The sequence below is a fragment of the Brucella pituitosa genome (assembly GCF_965577835.1).
GTDB lineage: Bacteria > Pseudomonadota > Alphaproteobacteria > Rhizobiales > Rhizobiaceae > Brucella > Brucella pituitosa.
The window spans coordinates 202,558-221,759 of the sequence record NZ_OZ264094.1 but is presented as its reverse complement, the minus strand read 5'-3'; the positions used below and the strand labels follow the sequence as shown (position 1 = coordinate 221,759).

The window sequence follows — 19,202 nt, the reverse complement described above, 5'->3', positions numbered from 1 at the left end:
GTAGGCGGCCACGAGACGGGCGCATTAATATCTGCCCCTGTTGCCGATTGGCAACGGTATTTGGCGCTATGAGCCAGTGCGCGGTAGCTGAGCTTAATTGGCCTACAAATTTGAATCGGCGGGGGCCTCCTAGGCAAACGAGATGGCGTCGGATCACGGCAGAGATTTCTGGCAAAATGGGCAGCGCTTATTATCGCATCTTCAATCTGCGGAATCTTGACTGGCAATCACGGGACAGGAGTAATGGGCAGCTGTGAGTTTGACCGCCTAATATAGCCGATCAGCGCTCGTAATTTGGGAGCCATGTTGCGGCGTTGCGGGAAATACAAGAAAAATCCAGGGAAAGGCGGCAGAAACTCTTTGAGCAGCGGCACCAGTTGGCCCGTTTCCACGAACGGTCGGAACGTCTCTTCCGGTGCAAAGGTGATGCCGCCTCCGGCGAGCGCAGTGCGTAGCATTAGGCGGAGATCGTTAGTTGTGATCTGAGGTTCGACGGCGACGTCGAATGGAATGCCGTTCTCTTCAAATTCCCATCGATACGGAGCGACATTGGGCGCGGGGCGCCAGCCGATGCAGCGATGATGAACAAGTTCGCGTGGATGTATCGGCGCTCCGTGTATGGCAAGATAGGCTGGGCTCGCAACGACCATTTCCCGCTGATCGTCGGTTATCGGAATGGCGACCATGTCTTGTTCTATAACCTCTCCCAATCTTACTCCCGCGTCATAGCCAGCGGCTACGATATCAAACTCATCATCCGTGACTGTGACATCAATTGTCACGAAAGGATTAGTCGCCGCAAAAGAAGCTATCAGCGGGCCGGAGAGGAACTGCTCGGCGATTGAGGTGGCGGCGATCCTAAGGAGTCCGCGCGGCACGTTATCGCTCGCCACGTTTTCAAAGGCAGTTTCGATATCCGAAAAAGGTTGGGACAATGCGTCGTGCAGGCGCCCGCCCGCTTCCGTCAGGCGTACAGAACGCGTCGTTCGCATAACCAGCGCTATGCCAAATGCGTCTTCTAGTCGTCGGATCCCCTGGCTGACGGCTGAACGCGTAACACCCAGTCGATCGGCGGCAGCTCTGAAATTATGCTCCTGCGCGACGGCGAGAAAGAGTGGCAGAAGATTGAGATCGATTTTCATTGTCCAGCACAGCTAACCATTTAGTCCACCAAATGATGGATACCATTACCACTTGCGATCGTCCATCTTCTCTTCCAGCATATAGAGGAGAACCACATGGACAAGGTCATTCTGATTGCTGGTGCGTCCAGCGGAATCGGTGAAGGCATTGCTCGGGAGCTCGGCGTAGCCGGAGCAAGGCTATTACTGGGTGCACGTCGCATCGAGCGGGTCGAGGCAATCGCGGCAGAGATCCGTGGTACGGATGGTATTGCGGACGCCCGCTTACTGGACGTCACTGATCGCTCGTCCGTGGCCGCCTTCGTCCAGACAGCCATGGAGAAATGGGGACGCATTGACGTTATGGTCAACAACGCCGGTGTGATGCCGCTCTCGCCGCTCGCTGCTGGCAAGCAGGATGAATGGGAGCGCATGGTGGATGTCAACGTGAAGGGCGTACTCTGGGGCATCGGCGCGGTGTTGCCGGTTATGGAAGCTCAGGGAAGCGGCCACATCATCAATATCGGTTCCATCGGCGCACTGCAGGTGGTGCCGACAGCTGCGGTTTATTGCGCAACGAAATTCGCAGTCCGGGCGATTTCCGATGGACTACGGCAAGAAAGCACAAATATTCGCGTCACCTGCGTTAATCCGGGCGTTGTCGAAAGCGAGCTTGCCTCAACCATCACCCATCAGGAAACTGCGGCCGTGATGGATGCATATCGCACAATCGCGCTTCAGCCTTCTGACATAGCACGTGCGGTGAGGCATGTGATCGAGGCGCCGGCGGGTGTTGATACGACTGAGATTACCATCCGCCCTACAGCCTCAGCAAACTGAAGCGTGGTGAAAAATTAAGAAGAGTATCAATTGGCGACCACTGGCCGAAAGCTGCATGATCAGTACCCCTCTCACACTCACAACCCTGAAACGGATTTGACCCATGATCATTTTCCCGCGAACCGGAAGTAATTACATTACAACAAGAAATCTACTGATTGCCCTCGCTTTGAGCGCTTTTACTGTGCCAGGGCTCGCCAGCACCATTGCCCGGACAGTGACCAATGCCGAGGCGAATAACGAAGCTGTTGTGCGCGAGGCTTTTGAACAATGGGCAGCCGGAAGCGGCAATGTCTTTGACCTGCTCTCACCGAATGTCCGCTGGAAGATCCACGGTACCGGACCAGTCGCTGATACGTACAACGGCGTCGAGGATTTCATGCAGCGAGGTTCAGTTCCTCTGGTCAGCCGCCTGGCATCTCCATTAACACCGGTTGTCCACCATGTCTGGGCGGTCGGGGACAGGGTCTTCGTCCGGTTTGATGCGTCGGCAACGACGACGTCTGGTGCGCCGTATCGCAATCAGTTCGTGTGGTTATTCCGCCTGGAGGACGGATTGGTTGTCGAGGCAGAGGCGTTTCTCGATCTCGTCGCCTACCAGGAAGTGATCGACAATAACGAACCTCGCCCCCGATAGTGGTGAGATGGGAACGGCCGCGGTGGGCGTCGTTCCTTTACTGCCAACGAAAATATAGCGATTGAGGAATTCCACTGTGAAGCGCATATTATTCTGCCTGGCTACCGCAACGGTTATGTCTCAAACCCTCATTGAGGCGAAAACCGAAATGCTGATCAACCACCCCTATGTTGGTCTTTGGGTGACTGAGGACGGATACATCCGACACGAACTCCTAGCCAATGGCCGTTATGTGGAAGCGCGTGGCACGCGTGAACGCGCCTACGAAGGTCGTTACGAAGTTACCGGCGCCTACATCGAATACTGGGATGATACCGGTTTCACCGCCGATGGCGAGTTTATCAATGACATTCTCCATCACGCCGGGATGATCCTTTTCCGCCGCTGATGTCAGATTGTGCATAGCAAATCAAAGTGAGCGGAATGCGGTCCTCGGGGCTTCCAGCCCTAATACCTTTAAGCGCGATGACTGCTGATATTTCTTACATCTTCCTTGCGAACGGGCACCGGTACTGAAGCGCCGTCTGGCGTTTGAATTTGAATGTGAATCTTGAGGAGGACTGTGCCGGGATCTGTTGTAAATTTTCGTTAACGAATGAGCTCATAGGATCTTGGCTTTTAAGAGCTGAGTATTTTTGATGTTCAAGGGCCGCCATTTCGATAAGTCTGTCATCATCTTGTGCGGTCGATGGTACCAGACTTACAATCCGAGCCTGTGCGATCTAAAGGAGATGATGGCTGAGCGTGGCATTGATCTGGACCACTCGACGGTGCATCGCTGAGTTATTAGTTTCAGTCCGAAACTGCTTGAACGTTTCAATGGGAAGAAGCGTCAGGTCACGCGTAAATGGAACATCGATGAAACCTATAGTGCACCTCGCTCCGGAATAGGGGTAAGCGTGTGACGCCCTTGTAAGAGTCAAGACGAGATTTGGCTTTGATTGATTTCCCCGTGCCGCCGCATGAGAATGGCGAAGACTTCGCGGGTGATGTAGCGGTTGAGGCGGTGAATTGCCCCGAGCTTCGAATTTCCGGCTGCTATCGGCCGGGCGAAGTAGTCCTGCGTGCGTGCCTCCAATCCAAGCTTCCCGATAGCGATGATGTGATTGGCACTGTTTACAGCGCAATCGCCACCCCCTGTTCAACCTGTGCCGAATCGTTTTTCCGGAAGAGGCGGGGACGGGGCTGGCGCCACACAATGCGGCGAAGCTCGCTTCGGATTTCAACCGATCCGAGTTATCGCCCGCCGAGAGCGGCTACTGCGCCGCACTGTTCACGCCGATTTTGGTTTGAGCAAGCAGTTCAGGAGCGAGATCCTTGACGATGGCCTCAATCATGTCGCCCAGGTCGGCGACCACATCATGTAGTTCGAGATAAAGTCGCGCCAGAGACTTGAGAAATATGCGGTAGGCTTCCTCGATCTGGCGATATGCAGTAAGGTAGGGTTCTGCTGGCTGCGAACGCACGGATCAATTGCATCCGCGTCATGGTGTGTAGCGGATCGCGGATGTTGTCTGGTGTGCAGACGATAGTCATCCGGATCATCTGCAGGGCAATGCGGCGCGCCTGAATACCAGTCTTGTGGCAAACCCTTAGGACGCGTAAATTTTCTACTATGCCGTCCCTGCTGCGTGGGCCGCTCCGGCGACGGTCGAGTTTGTCAGGTATGGTGACCTCCAGCATTTAGACACCTGCGGTTTGCATGTAGCGCAGCAACCCCGCGCCGTAGCTGCGAGAGCATTCGATCCCGACCCGCTGGAGACCCCGAAGGATCGCATCCAAACCAGCATCATGCGATAGCCGTGTCGGGTTGTCGGGAAGCTCTCGGTACCGAGAACGTGGTCTCGATGATCAACCACTGCCGCGACATGCAAGTCCTTGTGTGTATCAACACCACCAATGGCGTGAGTTTCTGCTCGGTGTCCAGCTATCTAAATATCCTCTCCTGCGGCACGAGAATTATTTGCCTGAAGGATGCAAGGACAGGACAGTCATGGGACAGGATGGTCATGCCCTTCTTGGGTTCCAGCAGCACCTTCGGGGCAAGGCCTTACCGCAGGGCGTTCACGGATGATCAACAGGTCCGCGGAAAGGCACATACTGGGACGATCGGAATGAGGGTCAGATCAGGCCGGGCAGCCGTGCGGCATCAGTTCAGAGAATGGCCAATCGGTGTTTGAGTCAAACTACCCGAGAACTGATATCAATCATATGACTGTAGCCCAGCTGGCGAATAGTAGCTTTCGCGCGCTTGCCCAGCTTGATGTAGAGCGCAACTGATTTTCATGCGAATACATGAACTAGCTCCTTGACGCGTAAGGACCCGCTGTGAGTAAGCAGAAATAATTCTGAGACTACACGCCTGCGCGGCAACATTATCTCCGGCGTCGGAATTCTTGAGTAATAGATATCTATAAAAACTATAAAATTTATGGATTAATGAATTCGTTGGCTCTCCAGAGAGGATACCATGCCCAAAACAAAATCCAATCTTATCACGTTCGGAACCTGCTTAGCGGAATTCAAGGACAGCCGGTTTCCGCGCGACTATGTCGGAAGGGGACTTGTTGTCGTTGCAGACAATAGCAATGACGCTGAAGGACATCCGGCGAAGATGCTGGAGCGTGTGGGCGATGAGGCGAAGACCTACGGATATGATTTTTCCAATCTGAAGAATCCATCGCAGTGGGTTGCCAAGTCTTATGAAGCCACCAACAGGCCGGCCCTCTTCCTTCATGACCGTGATTGCAAGCTTGTGTATCGTGGCCAATTCGATGATGCCCGGCTTGGCAATAAACCGTCCTGGTTCTTGACCGCTGGCTGATACGCAACACAAACGGCCGCACTGCCGGTCGGCTCCTCCTTTTCTGTATCGGAACATCATGGCATCGCGTCGCAAGGAACAGCCCACCAAAGAAGGGCAGCACATCGAAACGGACGTGTTGGTCGTTGGTGGCGGTCCCGCCGCCGCTTGGGCAGCGCTCTCTGCCGCGGAGACCGGCATGCGTGTTGTGCTGGCGGACAAGGGCTATCACGGTACGAGCGGTGCAACAGCTCCGTCCAACACGGGAACGTGGTGCGTGCCGCCAGGAGAGGGGCGGGTAGCTTCAGTCGAGCAGCGTTTCAAGCGGACGGCTGGCCTTGCCAATCGCCACTGGATGTTGCGTGCAGCGGACAGAGCTTACGAAAATCTCCTGAAGCTCGCAGAGTGGGGTTATCCCTTTCCCAGCGACGAGGCTGGCGACCTCTACATCGCCAACCTGCGCGGTCCGGATTATATGCGCTTCATGCGCCAGCGCGTACAAAAGGCCGGTGTCACCGTCCTTGACCACCATCCCATCCTGGAATTGCTTGGCGACGATCATCTTGTCGGCGGGGCTGCAGGACTCGCGCGCCGCAATGGTGCAAGCTTCATTGTTTCAGCTGGCGCCGTCGTGCTTGCCACCGGTGGCTGCGCCTTCTTCGAACGCATCCTCGGAGGCACGGGGCTTACAGGCGATGGCTATCTCCTCGCTGCGGAGGCTGGCGCCTCCCTTTCCGGCATGGAGTTCACCGGCAAATACACACTTGCCCCTTATGGTTCCTCGCTGAACAAAGGGTTACCTTTCCGGTGGGCGACCTTTTACCGAGAGAACGGCGAGGTGCTGCGGGATGCTTGCGGCGAGCCGGTGACGAACGGTATCGGAGGCAGCGAGAAGCAAGTGTCGGCGGCGCTTCTGTCCGGTCCGGTTTATGCCCGGATAGATCTTGCCGAACCCGCGATGCAAGATTGGCTGCGTCGCGGCCAGCCGAATTGTTTTCAGCCCTACGACCGCATGGGGATTAACCCGTTCGAGGAGTTGTTCCGGGTCGACCTCAAATACGAAGGCACAGTGCGTGGCACTGGCGGTATCCGCATCGTCTCTTCCGAATGTGCAACAGGAATTGCCGGGCTTTATGCCGCCGGTGATGCTGCTAGCCGTGAAAACGTAACTGGCGGTATTTCCGGAGGCGGTGCGATTAACGCTTCCTGGGCGATAGCCAGTGGTTGGTGGGCCGGTCATGGAGCAGCCCAACATGCCCGCAGCAGAAGATCCCGGGATGCCACGCGCTTGCGACCACTCGGTACGACGGGTTTGCGCGGTGCGGGCGATAGCAAGGCTGTCAATCTCGCCACGGCCGCCCGGATAGTACACGACGAAATCGCGCCACTCGACAGAAGCTATTGGCGCAACGCCGATACGCTGGAAGCGAGCCGCCGAATTTTGGAAGATGTCTGGGCCGATCTCAATCAGACGGTGCCGGCGGTCGGCACAGACCGTCTTCGCGCACGAGAGGTAGCGTCGGTTACGGCAAGCGCCCGTTGGACCGTAGCTGCTGCGCTCTTACGCACGGAAAGCCGGGGCATGCATCGCCGCAGTGATTTTCCCATAGAAGACCAGGCACAGGCCAGCCGTATCGTCGTCTCTGGCCTCGATCATGTAAGCGCCGTGCGTGAAGACCTCGCGTTTGAAACCGCTCGGGAGGGCTGAACGATGATCGAAGTGATCTCTGTCGACCGCTGCATTCGCTGCGATATCTGTGAACGGATTTGCCCGGCATTTGTCTTTGATCGTGACGAGACAGGTCTACCAGTTATCACGAGGCAAGATGACTGCCAAACCTGTTTCCTCTGCGAGATCTACTGTCCGACGGATGCGCTCTATGTCTCCGAGAAGGCGGACGGACCGATAGGAATTTCTGAGATTGAGGTGCTGCAGCGAGATCTTTTTGGCGCTTACGCCCGGTCGCTCGGCTGGAACCGCGGCCGTGCCGGTGGCACACAAGATGATCCGACGCGCCACATCCGCGTGGCGCAGGTCTGAAGGGAGTTCGATCATGGAACGCATTACAGTGAGCGCGTTGTGCAAAACTTTTACCCTCAAGCAAGGACAAACCGTGACCGTCGACGGTGTCGCCTCCAACCGTGTTCCAGTGCTGGATGGTGTCGAGCTGAACATCAAACGTGGTGAATTCATCACGCTGGTCGGGCCTTCTGGTAGCGGTAAATCGGTGCTGCTGGACGTTATTGCTGGCCTGACCGATGCTACTTCCGGGGGCGCCCTCATCGACGGCATAGAGGTCTCGAAGCCGAATGCCCGTACTGCATACGTCTTTCAGCAATATGCGCTCTTTCCATGGCGGACGGCTTTGCAGAACGTCGAATATGCACTGGAGGTTCGCGGCGCAACCGCCGTACAACGCCGCGAGAAAGCGCGTCATTTCCTGCATCTCTTCGGCCTCAAGGGGTTTGAAGACCGCTATCCCTCGCAGCTTTCTGGCGGTATGCAGCAGCGCGTGGCAATCGCCCGAGCACTGTCCACCGATCCGCAGGTTCTCCTCATGGACGAGCCGTTTGCCGCGCTCGACGCCCAGACGCGCGATATCCTGCAAAGCGAGCTTCTGCGCATATGGGAGCAGATCAAAACGACTGTTGTCTTTGTCACCCATTCGATTGACGAAGCCATTTATCTCGCTGACCGCGTTGTCGTAATGACTGCGCGTCCGGCGAGGGTCAAGGAAATCGTCGAGATTGATCTGCCGCGCCCGCGTGATCTCAATATCCGCAACAGCGCGGCCTTCAATACCTATCGCGAACGCGTCTGGGAAAGCCTGCGTGACGAGGTCGTCAAAGCCCAGCGCGACTGGGTGCTCGCATCAAACTATACCAATTAAGGGAGGATCGGATGAGTCTGATCACTGACCGCAACCTACCGCTCCGCAAAACATTTCCATCGCCTCTAAAGCGTGCAGCAAAGTCGCCAATCGTATTTGGCGAAACCTTCTCAACGATAACACTGGGCTTACCAGCGCTCATCGCTTTTGCCCTTCTTTGGGAGATTGCGCCGCGCGCCGGCTGGATCAATTCGCTCTTTTTCCCTCCGCTCAGTCAAGTGCTTTCGGTGCTATGGGAAATGATTGTATCCGGTCAACTCGCGGGCCATATCGGCATCAGTCTGCAGCGTGCGGCAATCGGCTTTTCGCTTGCGGTTATCGTCGCGGTTCCGCTTGGCTGTTTGATGGGGCGATATCCGCTCTTTGAAAAATCTTCTGACTTTCTCGTACAGACCCTGCGCAACACATCGCAATTTGCCTTGCTCCCGGTCTTCATCCTGCTGTTGGGTATCGGTGAGGCGTCGAAGATCGCCATCACCTTTTACGCCGCTGTCTTCTTTTTGCTGATCAACACCATCGTCGGTGTGAAGTCCGTAGACCCTCTGCTCGTAAAGGCAGCCAGATCCATGGGGACATCGGATTGGGATCTCTTCAAGAAGGTCATTCTTCCCTCGGCTGTACCTTCTATTGTCGCAGGAGCAAGGCTGGGTGTGAAAACCTCGCTCTTCTCGGTCATTGCCGCAGAGATGCTCGCAGCCCAGTCCGGCATTGGCTACCTAATCCAGAATTCCTCGCTGATGTTGGAAACCGATAGAATGTATGCCGGCATCCTCACGCTGACGATCATCGGCCTCATTCTGAATTATCTGCTTGTGGCCGGGGAACGGCGCGCAACACATTGGCGTAGTAACGCTGAAAGCGGACCCAACTGAGCCTTTTCTTCCAACGAACACGCGACTTCAAAGGATCCATTCATGACATCCAAGCCACTCCGCCGGACACTATTGAAACTAGCGATCGCACTCTCGCTTCTTCCGGCCGCCGGCGCAGCGTCGGCTTTCGCCGACGAGGCGAAGCCTGAGGTCATTCGCATCGGTTCAACTGCTCCGGGTCACCTGAAATTCATCCTCTATCGCAATAAGAAGTTGCTGGAGGACGAATTCGCGAAGGATGGCATTAAGATCGAGCTCACGACATTCGATGGCGGTTCCGCCGCCACCGTTGCGCTCGGTTCGGGAGGGATCGACTTCACTTATATTGGTAACAACCCGTCGCTCCGCCTTGCGGCGACCGGGGCCGATGTGAAGCTCATCGGCCTTTCGAGCTGGAACCGTTCGAACGAGACACAGATCGTCGTCAAACCGGAATCTTCGATTCAGACAATCGAGGACCTGAAAGGCAAGAAGGTTGCCTATCTCTCTGGCACCGTGCGTCATTCGACCTTCGCTAAGGCCCTCAAGGCCGCAGGTCTTTCCCTTAAGGATGTGGAGAGCCTGAACCTCGGCATCGAAAATTCCGGCCCGGCGCTGGCTCGCGGTGACGTCGACGCCATCGTTGAGAGCACCGGTACGGTCCAGACACTCGTCGAAAAGGGCGCGGCGCGGTTGATATTCGATGCTGGCACGTCGGGACGTCCTGACTGGGCGGTTCCACATCTCCTCAGCGTCAACGGAGGGTTCGCGCGCAAATATCCTGAAATCGTGACGCGTCTTCTAGCTGTAGATATTGCGACTGCCCGCTGGGCCGATGCAAACCCGGAAGAGACAACCGCTATCTTCATTAAAGAGACTGGCAGCAGCGAAAAGGCAGTTCGCGCCACTTATCCGGAGGGTAAGTTCTTCCAGGACCCGGAGATCACGCAGGAGGCCGTGACGGCACTTCAGGGGGAGGAAGCCTTCATGGCAGATGCTGATCTGTTGAAAGGCAAAGTCAACTACGATACCTGGGTTGACCGGTCCTTCTACGAAGCAGCTTTAAAAAGGCTTGCTGCGAGCAACTGATCCGTTAGCTTCAGACAGCGAACATGTGTCGCTGCTCATTCTTCGCACCGATATTGTCCCGGTCGTTGTGACCGGGGCCTTGCTATGGATCATTCAACCGTGAATTGGTGGGATAGATGGCCCCTTCGGCTGGCGTCAATTTATGATAATTGCCTGGTGCGATGGTGGCGCTCACCAATAAGAGCAAATTCCGGTGTAAAGCAAAAGCGACTGGAGAACGGCAGCAGGTCACCTAAACTCGCCATTAAACTCGGAGAGCGAGGTTTGCTTTGAAGCCGTGTTGCTTTGCGCTACTGGCTAGTTGCCCCTGATAGGACAGACCAAGGGTCGCTGATGGCGTCAGAACCATATCGAAACCAGTTTCTATCAATGCTGCATCCTCTGCGATCGAAGTGCCGGCAATAGTGAAGTTCTCTCCAGCCGAAAATATCAGTGAAGAGATAGGTGTTGCGTCGCCAAAAGCGTGGCGCCATCCGAGCACAGCACGTGCTGCAGCGTTCATGCTTCTGATGGCGAATTCTGTTGAGGCTCTGATCCCTAATGTGGTGAAGGTTGTATCCGTTATCTGGCTGCTGGCATGAAGCGCCGCAGTCGCGCCATTTTCCGCAAAATCGTCAGTGCGCAGCGTCACATAAGCCAGTGCGGCAAATGGCTCGAAGTCGGCAATATCTGTATCTAGTCGGTAACCAAGATCGCCAAAAGCCTGAAACATTTCAGCACTATAACTGCTCTCTAAATTATCTGAAAAACCAGGGAAGGAAACCGAGCGGCTGAAATCCATTTCATGCCAACTGTAGGAAAGACCGGTTCGCAGACCCAGTGTCCCTCCACCCATGTTCACGCTGGTACCGCCATACACGCCCAGATGATAATTATCACTATCACCCTGAGAAAAGCGTTCGTCCACATGGATGTTGGTGTGGCTATATCCTGCAACCACACCCAAACGCCAGGTATCGAACACCGGTGCGTCTGCACCAAACAGGAAACCGCCCGTGGAGTATTTAAGTGTGGTGGCATTGGAATGACTGTCATAGTCACTCCAGGCACCCAAGCCTTGCCCCCAGACGGACAGCCCGCCCGCATTAGATTGAACAGGATTTGTTGCAGTTCGGCTATCAAACGGCACAGCCTTCATCGAGGGCGTGTCGTCATCAAAGGTCGACCGAATACGATTGATTGCCGCATCGCGTACAAAATGGCTGCCTTCAATCAAAGCGGTTTTGATAGATGCATGGATCTCACCGGAAAGTTGATCTAAAGCATATCTCGCACCGGTCTCATCAGGAAGTGCCGCAACAGCATTATAAGCAGAATTGCCGCCACCTGTGCTTTCAAGGCCATTTCCGATAGCGCACTGGTTGCGGGTCTCTGCAATCTCACAAAACGCAACCGTGTTGCGAACGACGTCGATATAAACGTGGTTGGCATTATAGGCGAGTGCCAGATCAACAAAAGGCATGTTCTGGTCAAGGTTGTCGAAAGCACCGGAAACCCCGCCATCAGCACCAATAATCGCCCAGCGACTGCCCGGTATATAGAGGCCGGCGGCCTTCAAAGCGTAAACCGTACCACCGTGGATTGTGACTGTACCGCTCGCATTGATCAAATCGCTTTCAAGTGCGGGGGTGATTTCGGCCTGATAAAATGATTCAGGCTCTTAATCCTCGCGCTTTTGTAACTGTCAGTTAAGGCAACCAAAGAGCCATCGCGTCAAATTTGCAACAGCATAGAGAGATGTAATATGCAATTCTACTAATCAATTCTTACCAATTCTTGCATAGATAAGCATAGGCTTGCGTACTCGTTCAACTCCTGCAAAACTTTTGATACAAAATTCAGCGCCATGGAGGGGATAGCTTGATGTCGACAGGTTTGAATGCTTGATCTCAAAACGATCATGGTCGTCACGATGGCGGTTGCCAGTCTGCAGGCTGTCGCCTGGATATTTGTCTGGAGAGTATGGCGACACCTTTACGAACTGAAATTTTTGGCCGCTGGTTTCATCGCTATCGCTGTTGGCGTATTGATGATGCTTTTGCGCGGGCAGAATCCGACCGGGTGGGAGATTGTTCTACATAATACAATCATCAAGCTGGGCCTGGTTTTGCTCGCCGAGGGGCTGGCTCGATTCCTGGGCCAGGCACGCTACACCTGGATATATATCGTACTGCTGCTTCTCCATACTTTCGTCTGGAGTGCCGTTGTGATCACTGACCCTGAAAACATCGCGATCCGCATCCATAGTTCAACGATCTTCACCGTCATTGTGATGACGATAATGTGCCGCGCCCTCACACGTGATCGGACTCAGCCCCAACTGCTCCGCTGGATCACGATCGCTATCCTCATTGAGTATATGATGGCCAGCATAGTTCAAAGTGCGATCGAACTACGCTTACCTGCCGGTTTCGAAAGTGCGCCGGTGCTCGCCGACCGTAACGCGTGGTATTTGCTACAGGGCACGCTGTTTCTGATCGCGCTTTTTGCTTGCCTGCTCTTCATGGTGAATTCACGCTTGTCAGCCGACCTGCGTGAAAAGAATGTGTCCTTGCAGCTTGAGGTCGAGGAACGGCGAAGATTGGAAGTTCGATTGAACGCAAGCCTTGAAGCCGAGCGGTCGTTGCGTGACGAACAAACGGATTTCATGCGCGTCGTTAGCCATGAATTCCGAACGCCGCTCGCTGTGATCCGCAATGCCGCTGAGATGATCGGGCTAGTGGGCAACAAGTCACCAGACGCAACACGGGAGCGGCTTATTGGTATCAACGAAGCCCTCAATCGTCTGTTTTCTCTTATTAACCGCTTCATGACAGAAGACCGTGAAAGCGGGTTTCAACCGGAATTGATACAAATCGGTTCGCTTATAGGGGACGTGCAACTGCATTTCGAAATGACCGGGCGAGGAAAACGCCTGCACTTCACGATGGAAGACGAAACCTTTGCCTTTCATGCGGATCCGGACATGCTCGCCACGATTATTATCAATCTGATTGACAACGCTCTTAAATACTCACCCAGCAGCCAACCGGTCGATATTCATGCCAGAGCGGACCACCGATCGATCACAATTGAGATACGTGACCGCGGCATGGGTATCCCTGCAGCGGAACTTGGCGCAATTGGACGTCGCTTTTTTCGTGCTTCCAATGCCAAGACAGTCGTTGGCACTGGGCTGGGATTATATACGGCTCAACGATTGCTGGCTTACCATGACGGTAAGCTGCAGATCGGCCCTAACGGGCAGCAGGGAACAATCGCGATCATGCAATTACCTTTGCCGGAAAACTCGGCAACCCAAATCCGGTCCATAAAGGAGTTAGCAGATTGACACATATCCTGATTGTCGAGGACGAGCCCAGATTGCGCAAAGATTTGGTCGATTTCCTTGCGTTAACTGGCTTCACCGCGAGGGGCGTCGCGACGGCTGCCGAAATGAGAGATGCTCTCGAGAATGACCAGTTCCCCTCTGTCATTGTGCTTGATATTGGACTGCCAGACGGCAACGGGTTTGATCTTGCAGCCGAGGTTCGCAAGGCGCATGACTGTGGCATCGTTATGCTGACCGCTTTTGGCGACAGTCACGACCGCATACGAGGCTTTGACAGCGGTGCAGACATCTACCTGGTCAAAGACAGTACGTTGCGTGAAGTCGAGGCCGCAATTCGTAGTCTGTTAAGACGTGCCGGCAATCTTACTGAAAACGCGAAAGAAACCGCTGAACTGTGGATACTGAACAGTGCGAACTGGACGCTGATTGCACCCAATCAGCAAATACTCAAATTGACCGCTACGGAGTTTGCTTTCATGAAGGCATTGTGCAGTCGTTGCGGAGACATTGTTCAGCGTGAGGGGCTAGCAGAGATTTTGGCCTGTCAGAGGTCCAGTTTTGACAAGCGGCATCTTGATACCGTCGTCAGTCGCCTGCGCCGAAAGATAGAAGATCGATCCAGGCTGCCTGCACCTATCATGGTCGTTTATGGCGTCGGTTATACATTTACAGCGACTGCCGCCGTCGCTTGAGGGTATTTGGGCACACGTTATTGAATACGGATACGCATGTCGTTTGATATAAGTTAAGCACCTGTCTTAGCCATGGTTGTGATGGGAGAAGCAGGCTTGCTGGACGGAAAGAAATGATCAGGTACGAGCATAAACTGTCACTCGCACGACGGGCTATACCGCATAAGGTCTATTTAAAAGCGGTGACACCAATGATGGTGCAGCATAGTCGAGGCGGAAATCTGCTTAACAAATTACACGAGACTGTTCAGACCAGCGGAACCACCTCTTTTTTCTATCGATCTCTGACTGATCCAAGTTTTCTAATAATACCAAATTTCAGTGATGGCTTTTAGAGCAGATTGCCTTCTTATGTACGGCGAGGCTTGGCGATTTCATGGGGGCACATAAGGTCGTGACTGGCAATAGCGTTAACTATCCAACCGTCAGAGTACTTATTGTTGTACCGTTATACAGTTCAAGCCAATTCCTTCACATTTTTCGAGATCAGCTGTGTCGCTTCTGGCATGCTTCCGAGCTTGGCAATATGCTTATAACGAGGCAATAAAATCATGAAGTCTACCATTGTGACGGCTTTTGCTCTTGTGTCGGGAACGTGTTTATCGACAGCCGTTTGGGCACAAGAAACATACGATTTTCTTGACTCAAAAGGGCAGCCATTCATAACCGCAAAATATTACGGCGTTAACGATGGGGCGTTTGGTGCCGATGGTAATTCATCAACCTGGAACCTTTCATCGTTTGACGTTGGTCAACTTAATCTCGCCATCAATCATTGGGGTGAAATCATTCAGGTCATTCCCGGATCATCGCCCGCGATCTTCAATATAGGTACGATGGATGACTATAATGCGTATGCTACCAGCCCTATAGCCTCTGAGCGAGAGGGCGCACCTACAAAAGTCCAGGCAGCCTTAATAGGCCAGAGGCCCGGCGACCTGCTCAATGAAGCTCAAGGGTTTATCCAGATCGGCACTCTTCCCTGGGCAAAAGTGGACTACACCCCCTCTCAGCTTCCCATGACGTCAGAAATTTCGCTCACGGGAACAATGATCCATGAAATCGGGCATGCTTTGGGGATTTCGAGTAATTTTCAGGGTGACGAACAGGACGATGGCTCGGCTCTTATTTACATAGATGAAAACCCAAATTCCTGGATAAGCCATCTTTATGACGACAATGGACAACAAAGCAGGCCGGATCAAATTGTCTGGTGCTCATTCTGCGACAACATTGCGCTTAATGATGATGACGAGCCTTTGGGACCTGAAGACATATTTGATGTTCGCAATAATAGCGCATATTTCGGTGGTGCACATGTCGATGACGTGCTTGCAGGAGCAATGGCGGGTGTGCCGCTAAGTATGGTATCTTCTCGAGATCCCAATGTGCCAGACATGCCTTTTTTGGCTCATATCGAACTGAAAAACAGCTTGATGAGCCATCAGCCTTACCGCAATTATACGAATTTTATGGAAGCGGAATTGGCTATATTGCAGGATCTCGGCTACAAGATAGATCGCCGGAATTTCTTTGGCTACTCCGTTTACGGAGACAATCAGATCCTCATAAATGATAACCCGTTTTTTGGACGAAATGCTGCAGGGACAGCTTATCTTCAAGAAACATATAATACGGCGACGCTTGGTCTTGGATTGCATGTTTATGGTAGCAATAACACAATAATCCAGCGTGCTGATCTGCTGTCCGCTGGAGCAGGAGGCGCTGGAATTCGTGTTGACGGTGGCAGCAACGATCTGACCATTCTGCCTGGCATCCGTGTTTATGCAGATGGCGTAAACGGGCGCGGCGTCATGTTTTCTTACGGTAAAGACCATACACTTACACATCGCGGCGATATACAGGCACTTGGTAGAGACGGTGTCGCTGTGAGCTTTGATTTTGGCCATAATGCAATGGGGGATGATGGTCCGATTGGCGAATATAGAGGTTCTTACATCCTTCGCGGGGATCAATCTCTTAGTCGATACACCCCGGAAGCTTTGCAGGCGACACGGAACGAAATCAACGGATCTTTAATCTCAACGTTTGATCTGACTGGGCGAGTGGCCGGCACGAAAGCTGCGATTTATATGTCGGACAATGCTTATGTTAGTGAGATCAATGTCATGCAGGGAGCGACCATCGCTGGTGACATTATTTCCAACTATGCAGAGGTTGATGAGGATGATGATCTTCGTTTGACCAATCTAACCTTTGGTCTGGAAGCCGATAGCGATGGCCATTCGACTGATCGTGTCGATTCCGATTTTGCACTCACTTATGATGGCAATGCCACCGGTAAAAATCTGTCGTTACAGATTGATGGCGGGACCACGACCCTGACCGGGGATCATCTGCTCTATAATGCGAGGGTGGCTGAAACAGCCATCCTGGCCGGAACCGGATCCTATCAGATCGATGCAACGCAGCGGTTTAGCAATGCTGGTGTGCTCAATCCTTCAGTCTCAGGGCAAGCCATTACAATTACTGGAAATTATGGCCAGTCAACAAATGGAACACTACAGCTTGCCTTCAACGACCAAAAGACAATCAGCAACCTGATTGTTGACGGCAATGCCGAACTTGGCGGCGCAATCGCCTTTGCACCGGAGCGCGGCTACTACGCTAGCGGTTTTAGTGTCACGTCGGATCAGTGGCTGCAAGCCAATACGTTCAATGGCGCTTTTAATAAAGTCAAAACGAGCCTCACGTCACCGACGCTGAGTGCAACTGCGACCAACGATGGTGGTAACAGCTATACAGTTTCACTTACCCGCATTGTTAATGCCTATTCGCAATATGGTGACACCGCCAACAGCCAAGATGTGGGCTATGCGCTCGATGTGATGAGCCACAATGTTGTGCCTGTGATGCAGCCATTACTGGCAGCCCTTGATTTTTCTGCAGCCGATGGTTCGATTATAAGATCGGTTCTGCCGCAGCTTTCAGGAGAGGCCTATGCTTCAGCTGCGAGTGTAATTGCCAATACAAGTGTTGCCACCCGGCTGTCGGTCAATAGCCGTTTGTCGCAAGCTTTTGGCGGTATGCCTGTAACACCGGTTTCAGTGCTGGCCTTTGCTCCGAAACAGAAAACAACTCAAGCCGAAGCGGCGATTGAAAAAGTCGAGTCCGCTCGAACTAATCTGGAGGATCTGAACCAATATATAGCTTGGGGGGCTGTATCTGGCAGCTGGTCAAGCCAGTCGGGAGATGCAAATGCTGCGCGTACAAAATCCACACTCGGTGGTTTTATCACAGGTATCGATGCAAGTGTCTATGATAATTGGCGGCTGGGTATTATGGCGGGCTACAGCCGTTCCACCGTCAACACTGCTCGCTTAAACTCTTCCGGATCCAGCGATAATTATACCATTGGTGCCTATACGGGGACCGAATGGGCGACAGTAGAAGGTGCTGTGGGCTTGCGTGCTGGTTTAAGCTATTCTTGGCATAAGATTGAGATGAGCCGTTCAGTCATCTTCAATGGTTTTTCCGATAATCTATCGGCGGACTACAATGCTGGCACGCTTCAGGTTTTTGGTGAACTGGGCTATAAACACAGTCTCAATCAGCGCTCAATTATAGAACCTTACGCCAATCTCGCTTATGTGCATCTGGAGACTGATGGCTTTAGAGAAGCGGGCCATAATGGTGCGGCGCTGGTCGTTCAGCCCGGCACGATGGAAACCACATTGTCGACCCTTGGCATCCGCACTTCGACCATCATTGATCTCGGTAATGTCTTAACAACCGCACGCGCTGACCTTGGCTGGCGGCATGGTTTCGGCGACGTAATCCCAGCTTCAACAGTGAGTTTTGCAGCAGGCTCCAACGGCTTCACTGCTACCGGAAACTCGATTGGCAAAGATACTGCACTCATTGAGGTTGGGCTTGATTTCGCAGTTGCAGAAAATGCTAAACTTGGCCTGGCTTATCAGGGACAGTTTGGATCGGGCCTCACTCAAAATGGCGCTAATGCCAGTTTAAGTAAGAAATTTTGACCCGTGTTAGCGAATTTGTGAACGCAGATTTGTTGGTCTAGAAATTCGTTTATGGATTGGTGTGTTATGAGTCCTCAATGGCACGAGTTTGGAAACCGATTCTTGGTATTAATATGATGAGAGGCTGACGCGGTCGTGCCACTGGTATGATATTTAATTGGGAAATTAGACAATGAGCTTTGCAGTTTTCCAGATTTGCAACTAGCGCTTTAGTCGTAGCAGTCAACCTGATTGACGGATTTGTGCTGTGACTGTTCTATGCCTAGGGCAAAGGGGATGCAGCGATTAACCGCTTCGGGGAGATAGCCGGTCTTGTTGCAATCTTTCCACCGCGCTTTGCTGGGTCATTTACTTCAGTCCAAAACTGCTTGAACGTTTCAATCAGAAAAAAGTGTCAGGTCACACGCAAATGGAACCTGGATGAAACCTATATCAAGGTCAAAGGCAAGTGGCTGTACTTATATCGTGTGATTGATAGCAACGGGGATACGATTGAGCTCTACTTCAACAAGGAACCTGATTTAGCCGCTGCCAAACGCTTTATACGTAAGGCTTTGGCTAAACACGGCAGGCCGAAGCGAACTACCATTGACGGAAGTGAGACCAATAGAACAGCTATCTTGCAATGTGATGTAGAGAACCGGCTCAGCCAGCCTGGCAAACCCATTGCCATTCGTTCCGGCAAATACATGAACAATATCCCTGAGCTGACCATCGGTTCATCAAGTGGCTCACTAAGCACATGTGATGCTTTAAAGCATTTCATTCAGCTTCAGCTACCATTGTGGGTATTGAGGTGGCGCTGTGATCCGCAAAAGCCAATTCGCGAATGAGACCCGTTCGTCATTCAAGGTCTTTGCAGAGCTCGCAGCATAATTGTGTCCAGAGATAAGGCCGTTTTAACCTGCTGAAATATTTGCGACAAGGCCAAGTGGCGTCCCAA

The 19,202-nt window shown here is 53.0% G+C and carries 14 protein-coding genes and 3 pseudogenes; 14 read left to right on the top strand and 3 right to left on the bottom strand.

The window, feature by feature from the left end; genetic code table 11:
- Window positions 1-227: 227 nt before the first annotated feature.
- Window positions 228-1,142, bottom strand: coding sequence for a LysR family transcriptional regulator (locus ACSME1_RS20245; RefSeq protein WP_105707245.1), 915 nt, complete (start codon window positions 1,140-1,142; stop codon window positions 228-230).
- Between the two features lie 96 nt (window positions 1,143-1,238).
- Here ACSME1_RS20245 and ACSME1_RS20240 point away from each other — a divergent pair, with 96 nt between their 5' ends.
- From ACSME1_RS20240 to ACSME1_RS20225, 4 genes and pseudogenes are all read left to right on the top strand, one after another.
- Window positions 1,239-1,961 carry an SDR family oxidoreductase gene (locus ACSME1_RS20240; protein ID WP_105707243.1) on the top strand — a complete coding sequence of 241 codons (723 nt, stop codon included), beginning with the start codon at window positions 1,239-1,241 and terminating at the stop codon, window positions 1,959-1,961.
- A 103-nt stretch (window positions 1,962-2,064) separates the two neighbouring features.
- Window positions 2,065-2,598, top strand: coding sequence for a nuclear transport factor 2 family protein (locus ACSME1_RS20235; RefSeq protein WP_105707242.1), 534 nt, complete (start codon window positions 2,065-2,067; stop codon window positions 2,596-2,598).
- Window positions 2,599-2,713: 115 nt separating this feature from the next.
- The gene (locus tag ACSME1_RS20230) at window positions 2,714-2,986 is read left to right on the top strand and encodes an Atu4866 domain-containing protein (RefSeq protein WP_105707240.1); all 273 of its coding nucleotides are present in this window, start codon (window positions 2,714-2,716) and stop codon (window positions 2,984-2,986) included.
- Between the two features lie 250 nt (window positions 2,987-3,236).
- A pseudogene (locus ACSME1_RS20225) lies at window positions 3,237-3,467 on the top strand (IS6 family transposase); the annotation flags it as partial.
- A 50-nt stretch (window positions 3,468-3,517) separates the two neighbouring features.
- Here ACSME1_RS20225 and ACSME1_RS20220 read toward each other — a convergent pair.
- Window positions 3,518-4,529, bottom strand: a pseudogene (locus ACSME1_RS20220) (IS110 family transposase).
- Window positions 4,530-5,068: 539 nt separating this feature from the next.
- Here ACSME1_RS20220 and ACSME1_RS20215 point away from each other — a divergent pair.
- The 6 genes from ACSME1_RS20215 to ACSME1_RS20190 are packed head-to-tail and all read left to right on the top strand — an operon-like array spanning window position 5,069 to window position 10,232.
- Window positions 5,069-5,422, top strand: coding sequence for a hypothetical protein (locus tag ACSME1_RS20215; RefSeq protein ID WP_105707238.1), 354 nt, complete (start codon window positions 5,069-5,071; stop codon window positions 5,420-5,422).
- A gap of 58 nt (window positions 5,423-5,480) precedes the next feature.
- A complete protein-coding gene (locus ACSME1_RS20210; protein ID WP_105707237.1) occupies window positions 5,481-7,109 on the top strand; it encodes an FAD-dependent oxidoreductase in 1,629 nt (542 codons plus the stop codon).
- Window positions 7,110-7,112: 3 nt separating this feature from the next.
- Entirely contained in the window at window positions 7,113-7,442 is a 330-nt protein-coding gene (locus ACSME1_RS20205; RefSeq protein ID WP_105535436.1) for a 4Fe-4S dicluster domain-containing protein, read from the top strand.
- A gap of 13 nt (window positions 7,443-7,455) precedes the next feature.
- Window positions 7,456-8,292, top strand: a complete 837-nt coding sequence (locus tag ACSME1_RS20200) for an ABC transporter ATP-binding protein (protein WP_105707235.1) — start codon at window positions 7,456-7,458, stop codon at window positions 8,290-8,292.
- A gap of 11 nt (window positions 8,293-8,303) precedes the next feature.
- Window positions 8,304-9,164, top strand: a complete 861-nt coding sequence (locus ACSME1_RS20195) for an ABC transporter permease (protein ID WP_105707233.1) — start codon at window positions 8,304-8,306, stop codon at window positions 9,162-9,164.
- Between the two features lie 42 nt (window positions 9,165-9,206).
- Window positions 9,207-10,232: an aliphatic sulfonate ABC transporter substrate-binding protein gene (locus tag ACSME1_RS20190; RefSeq protein ID WP_105707231.1), complete on the top strand. Its 1,026-nt coding sequence runs from the start codon at window positions 9,207-9,209 to the stop codon at window positions 10,230-10,232.
- 244 nt (window positions 10,233-10,476) lie between these two features.
- On the opposite strand, the gene ACSME1_RS20185 is transcribed toward ACSME1_RS20190, so the two are convergent.
- The gene (locus ACSME1_RS20185) at window positions 10,477-11,841 is read right to left on the bottom strand and encodes an autotransporter domain-containing protein (protein WP_181153657.1); all 1,365 of its coding nucleotides are present in this window, start codon (window positions 11,839-11,841) and stop codon (window positions 10,477-10,479) included.
- 270 nt (window positions 11,842-12,111) lie between these two features.
- Between ACSME1_RS20185 and ACSME1_RS20180 the strand changes: the two genes are divergently transcribed.
- The 4 genes and pseudogenes from ACSME1_RS20180 to ACSME1_RS20165 form a co-directional block, all read left to right on the top strand.
- Window positions 12,112-13,563, top strand: a complete 1,452-nt coding sequence (locus ACSME1_RS20180; RefSeq protein ID WP_105707227.1) for a sensor histidine kinase — start codon at window positions 12,112-12,114, stop codon at window positions 13,561-13,563.
- Window positions 13,560-14,255, top strand: a complete 696-nt coding sequence (locus ACSME1_RS20175; RefSeq protein WP_105707225.1) for a response regulator transcription factor — start codon at window positions 13,560-13,562, stop codon at window positions 14,253-14,255. Before ACSME1_RS20180 ends, ACSME1_RS20175 begins: the two co-directional genes overlap by 4 nt.
- Window positions 14,256-14,806: 551 nt before the next feature.
- Complete coding sequence (locus tag ACSME1_RS20170; protein ID WP_435655693.1) at window positions 14,807-18,259, top strand: autotransporter outer membrane beta-barrel domain-containing protein; 3,453 nt, start codon at window positions 14,807-14,809, stop codon at window positions 18,257-18,259.
- A gap of 325 nt (window positions 18,260-18,584) precedes the next feature.
- Window positions 18,585-19,004: pseudogene (locus ACSME1_RS20165) on the top strand (DDE-type integrase/transposase/recombinase); the annotation flags it as partial.
- Window positions 19,005-19,202: the final 198 nt, after the last annotated feature.

Coding starts and splice junctions, on each gene's coding strand:
- ACSME1_RS20245 (WP_105707245.1), bottom strand. CDS start 1,142: ATGAAAATCGATCTCAATCTTCTGCCACTCTTTCTCGCCGTCGCGCAG.
- ACSME1_RS20240 (WP_105707243.1), top strand. CDS start 1,239: ATGGACAAGGTCATTCTGATTGCTGGTGCGTCCAGCGGAATCGGTGAA.
- ACSME1_RS20235 (WP_105707242.1), top strand. CDS start 2,065: ATGATCATTTTCCCGCGAACCGGAAGTAATTACATTACAACAAGAAAT.
- ACSME1_RS20230 (WP_105707240.1), top strand. CDS start 2,714: ATGTCTCAAACCCTCATTGAGGCGAAAACCGAAATGCTGATCAACCAC.
- ACSME1_RS20215 (WP_105707238.1), top strand. CDS start 5,069: ATGCCCAAAACAAAATCCAATCTTATCACGTTCGGAACCTGCTTAGCG.
- ACSME1_RS20210 (WP_105707237.1), top strand. CDS start 5,481: ATGGCATCGCGTCGCAAGGAACAGCCCACCAAAGAAGGGCAGCACATC.
- ACSME1_RS20205 (WP_105535436.1), top strand. CDS start 7,113: ATGATCGAAGTGATCTCTGTCGACCGCTGCATTCGCTGCGATATCTGT.
- ACSME1_RS20200 (WP_105707235.1), top strand. CDS start 7,456: ATGGAACGCATTACAGTGAGCGCGTTGTGCAAAACTTTTACCCTCAAG.
- ACSME1_RS20195 (WP_105707233.1), top strand. CDS start 8,304: ATGAGTCTGATCACTGACCGCAACCTACCGCTCCGCAAAACATTTCCA.
- ACSME1_RS20190 (WP_105707231.1), top strand. CDS start 9,207: ATGACATCCAAGCCACTCCGCCGGACACTATTGAAACTAGCGATCGCA.
- ACSME1_RS20180 (WP_105707227.1), top strand. CDS start 12,112: ATGCTTGATCTCAAAACGATCATGGTCGTCACGATGGCGGTTGCCAGT.
- ACSME1_RS20170 (WP_435655693.1), top strand. CDS start 14,807: ATGAAGTCTACCATTGTGACGGCTTTTGCTCTTGTGTCGGGAACGTGT.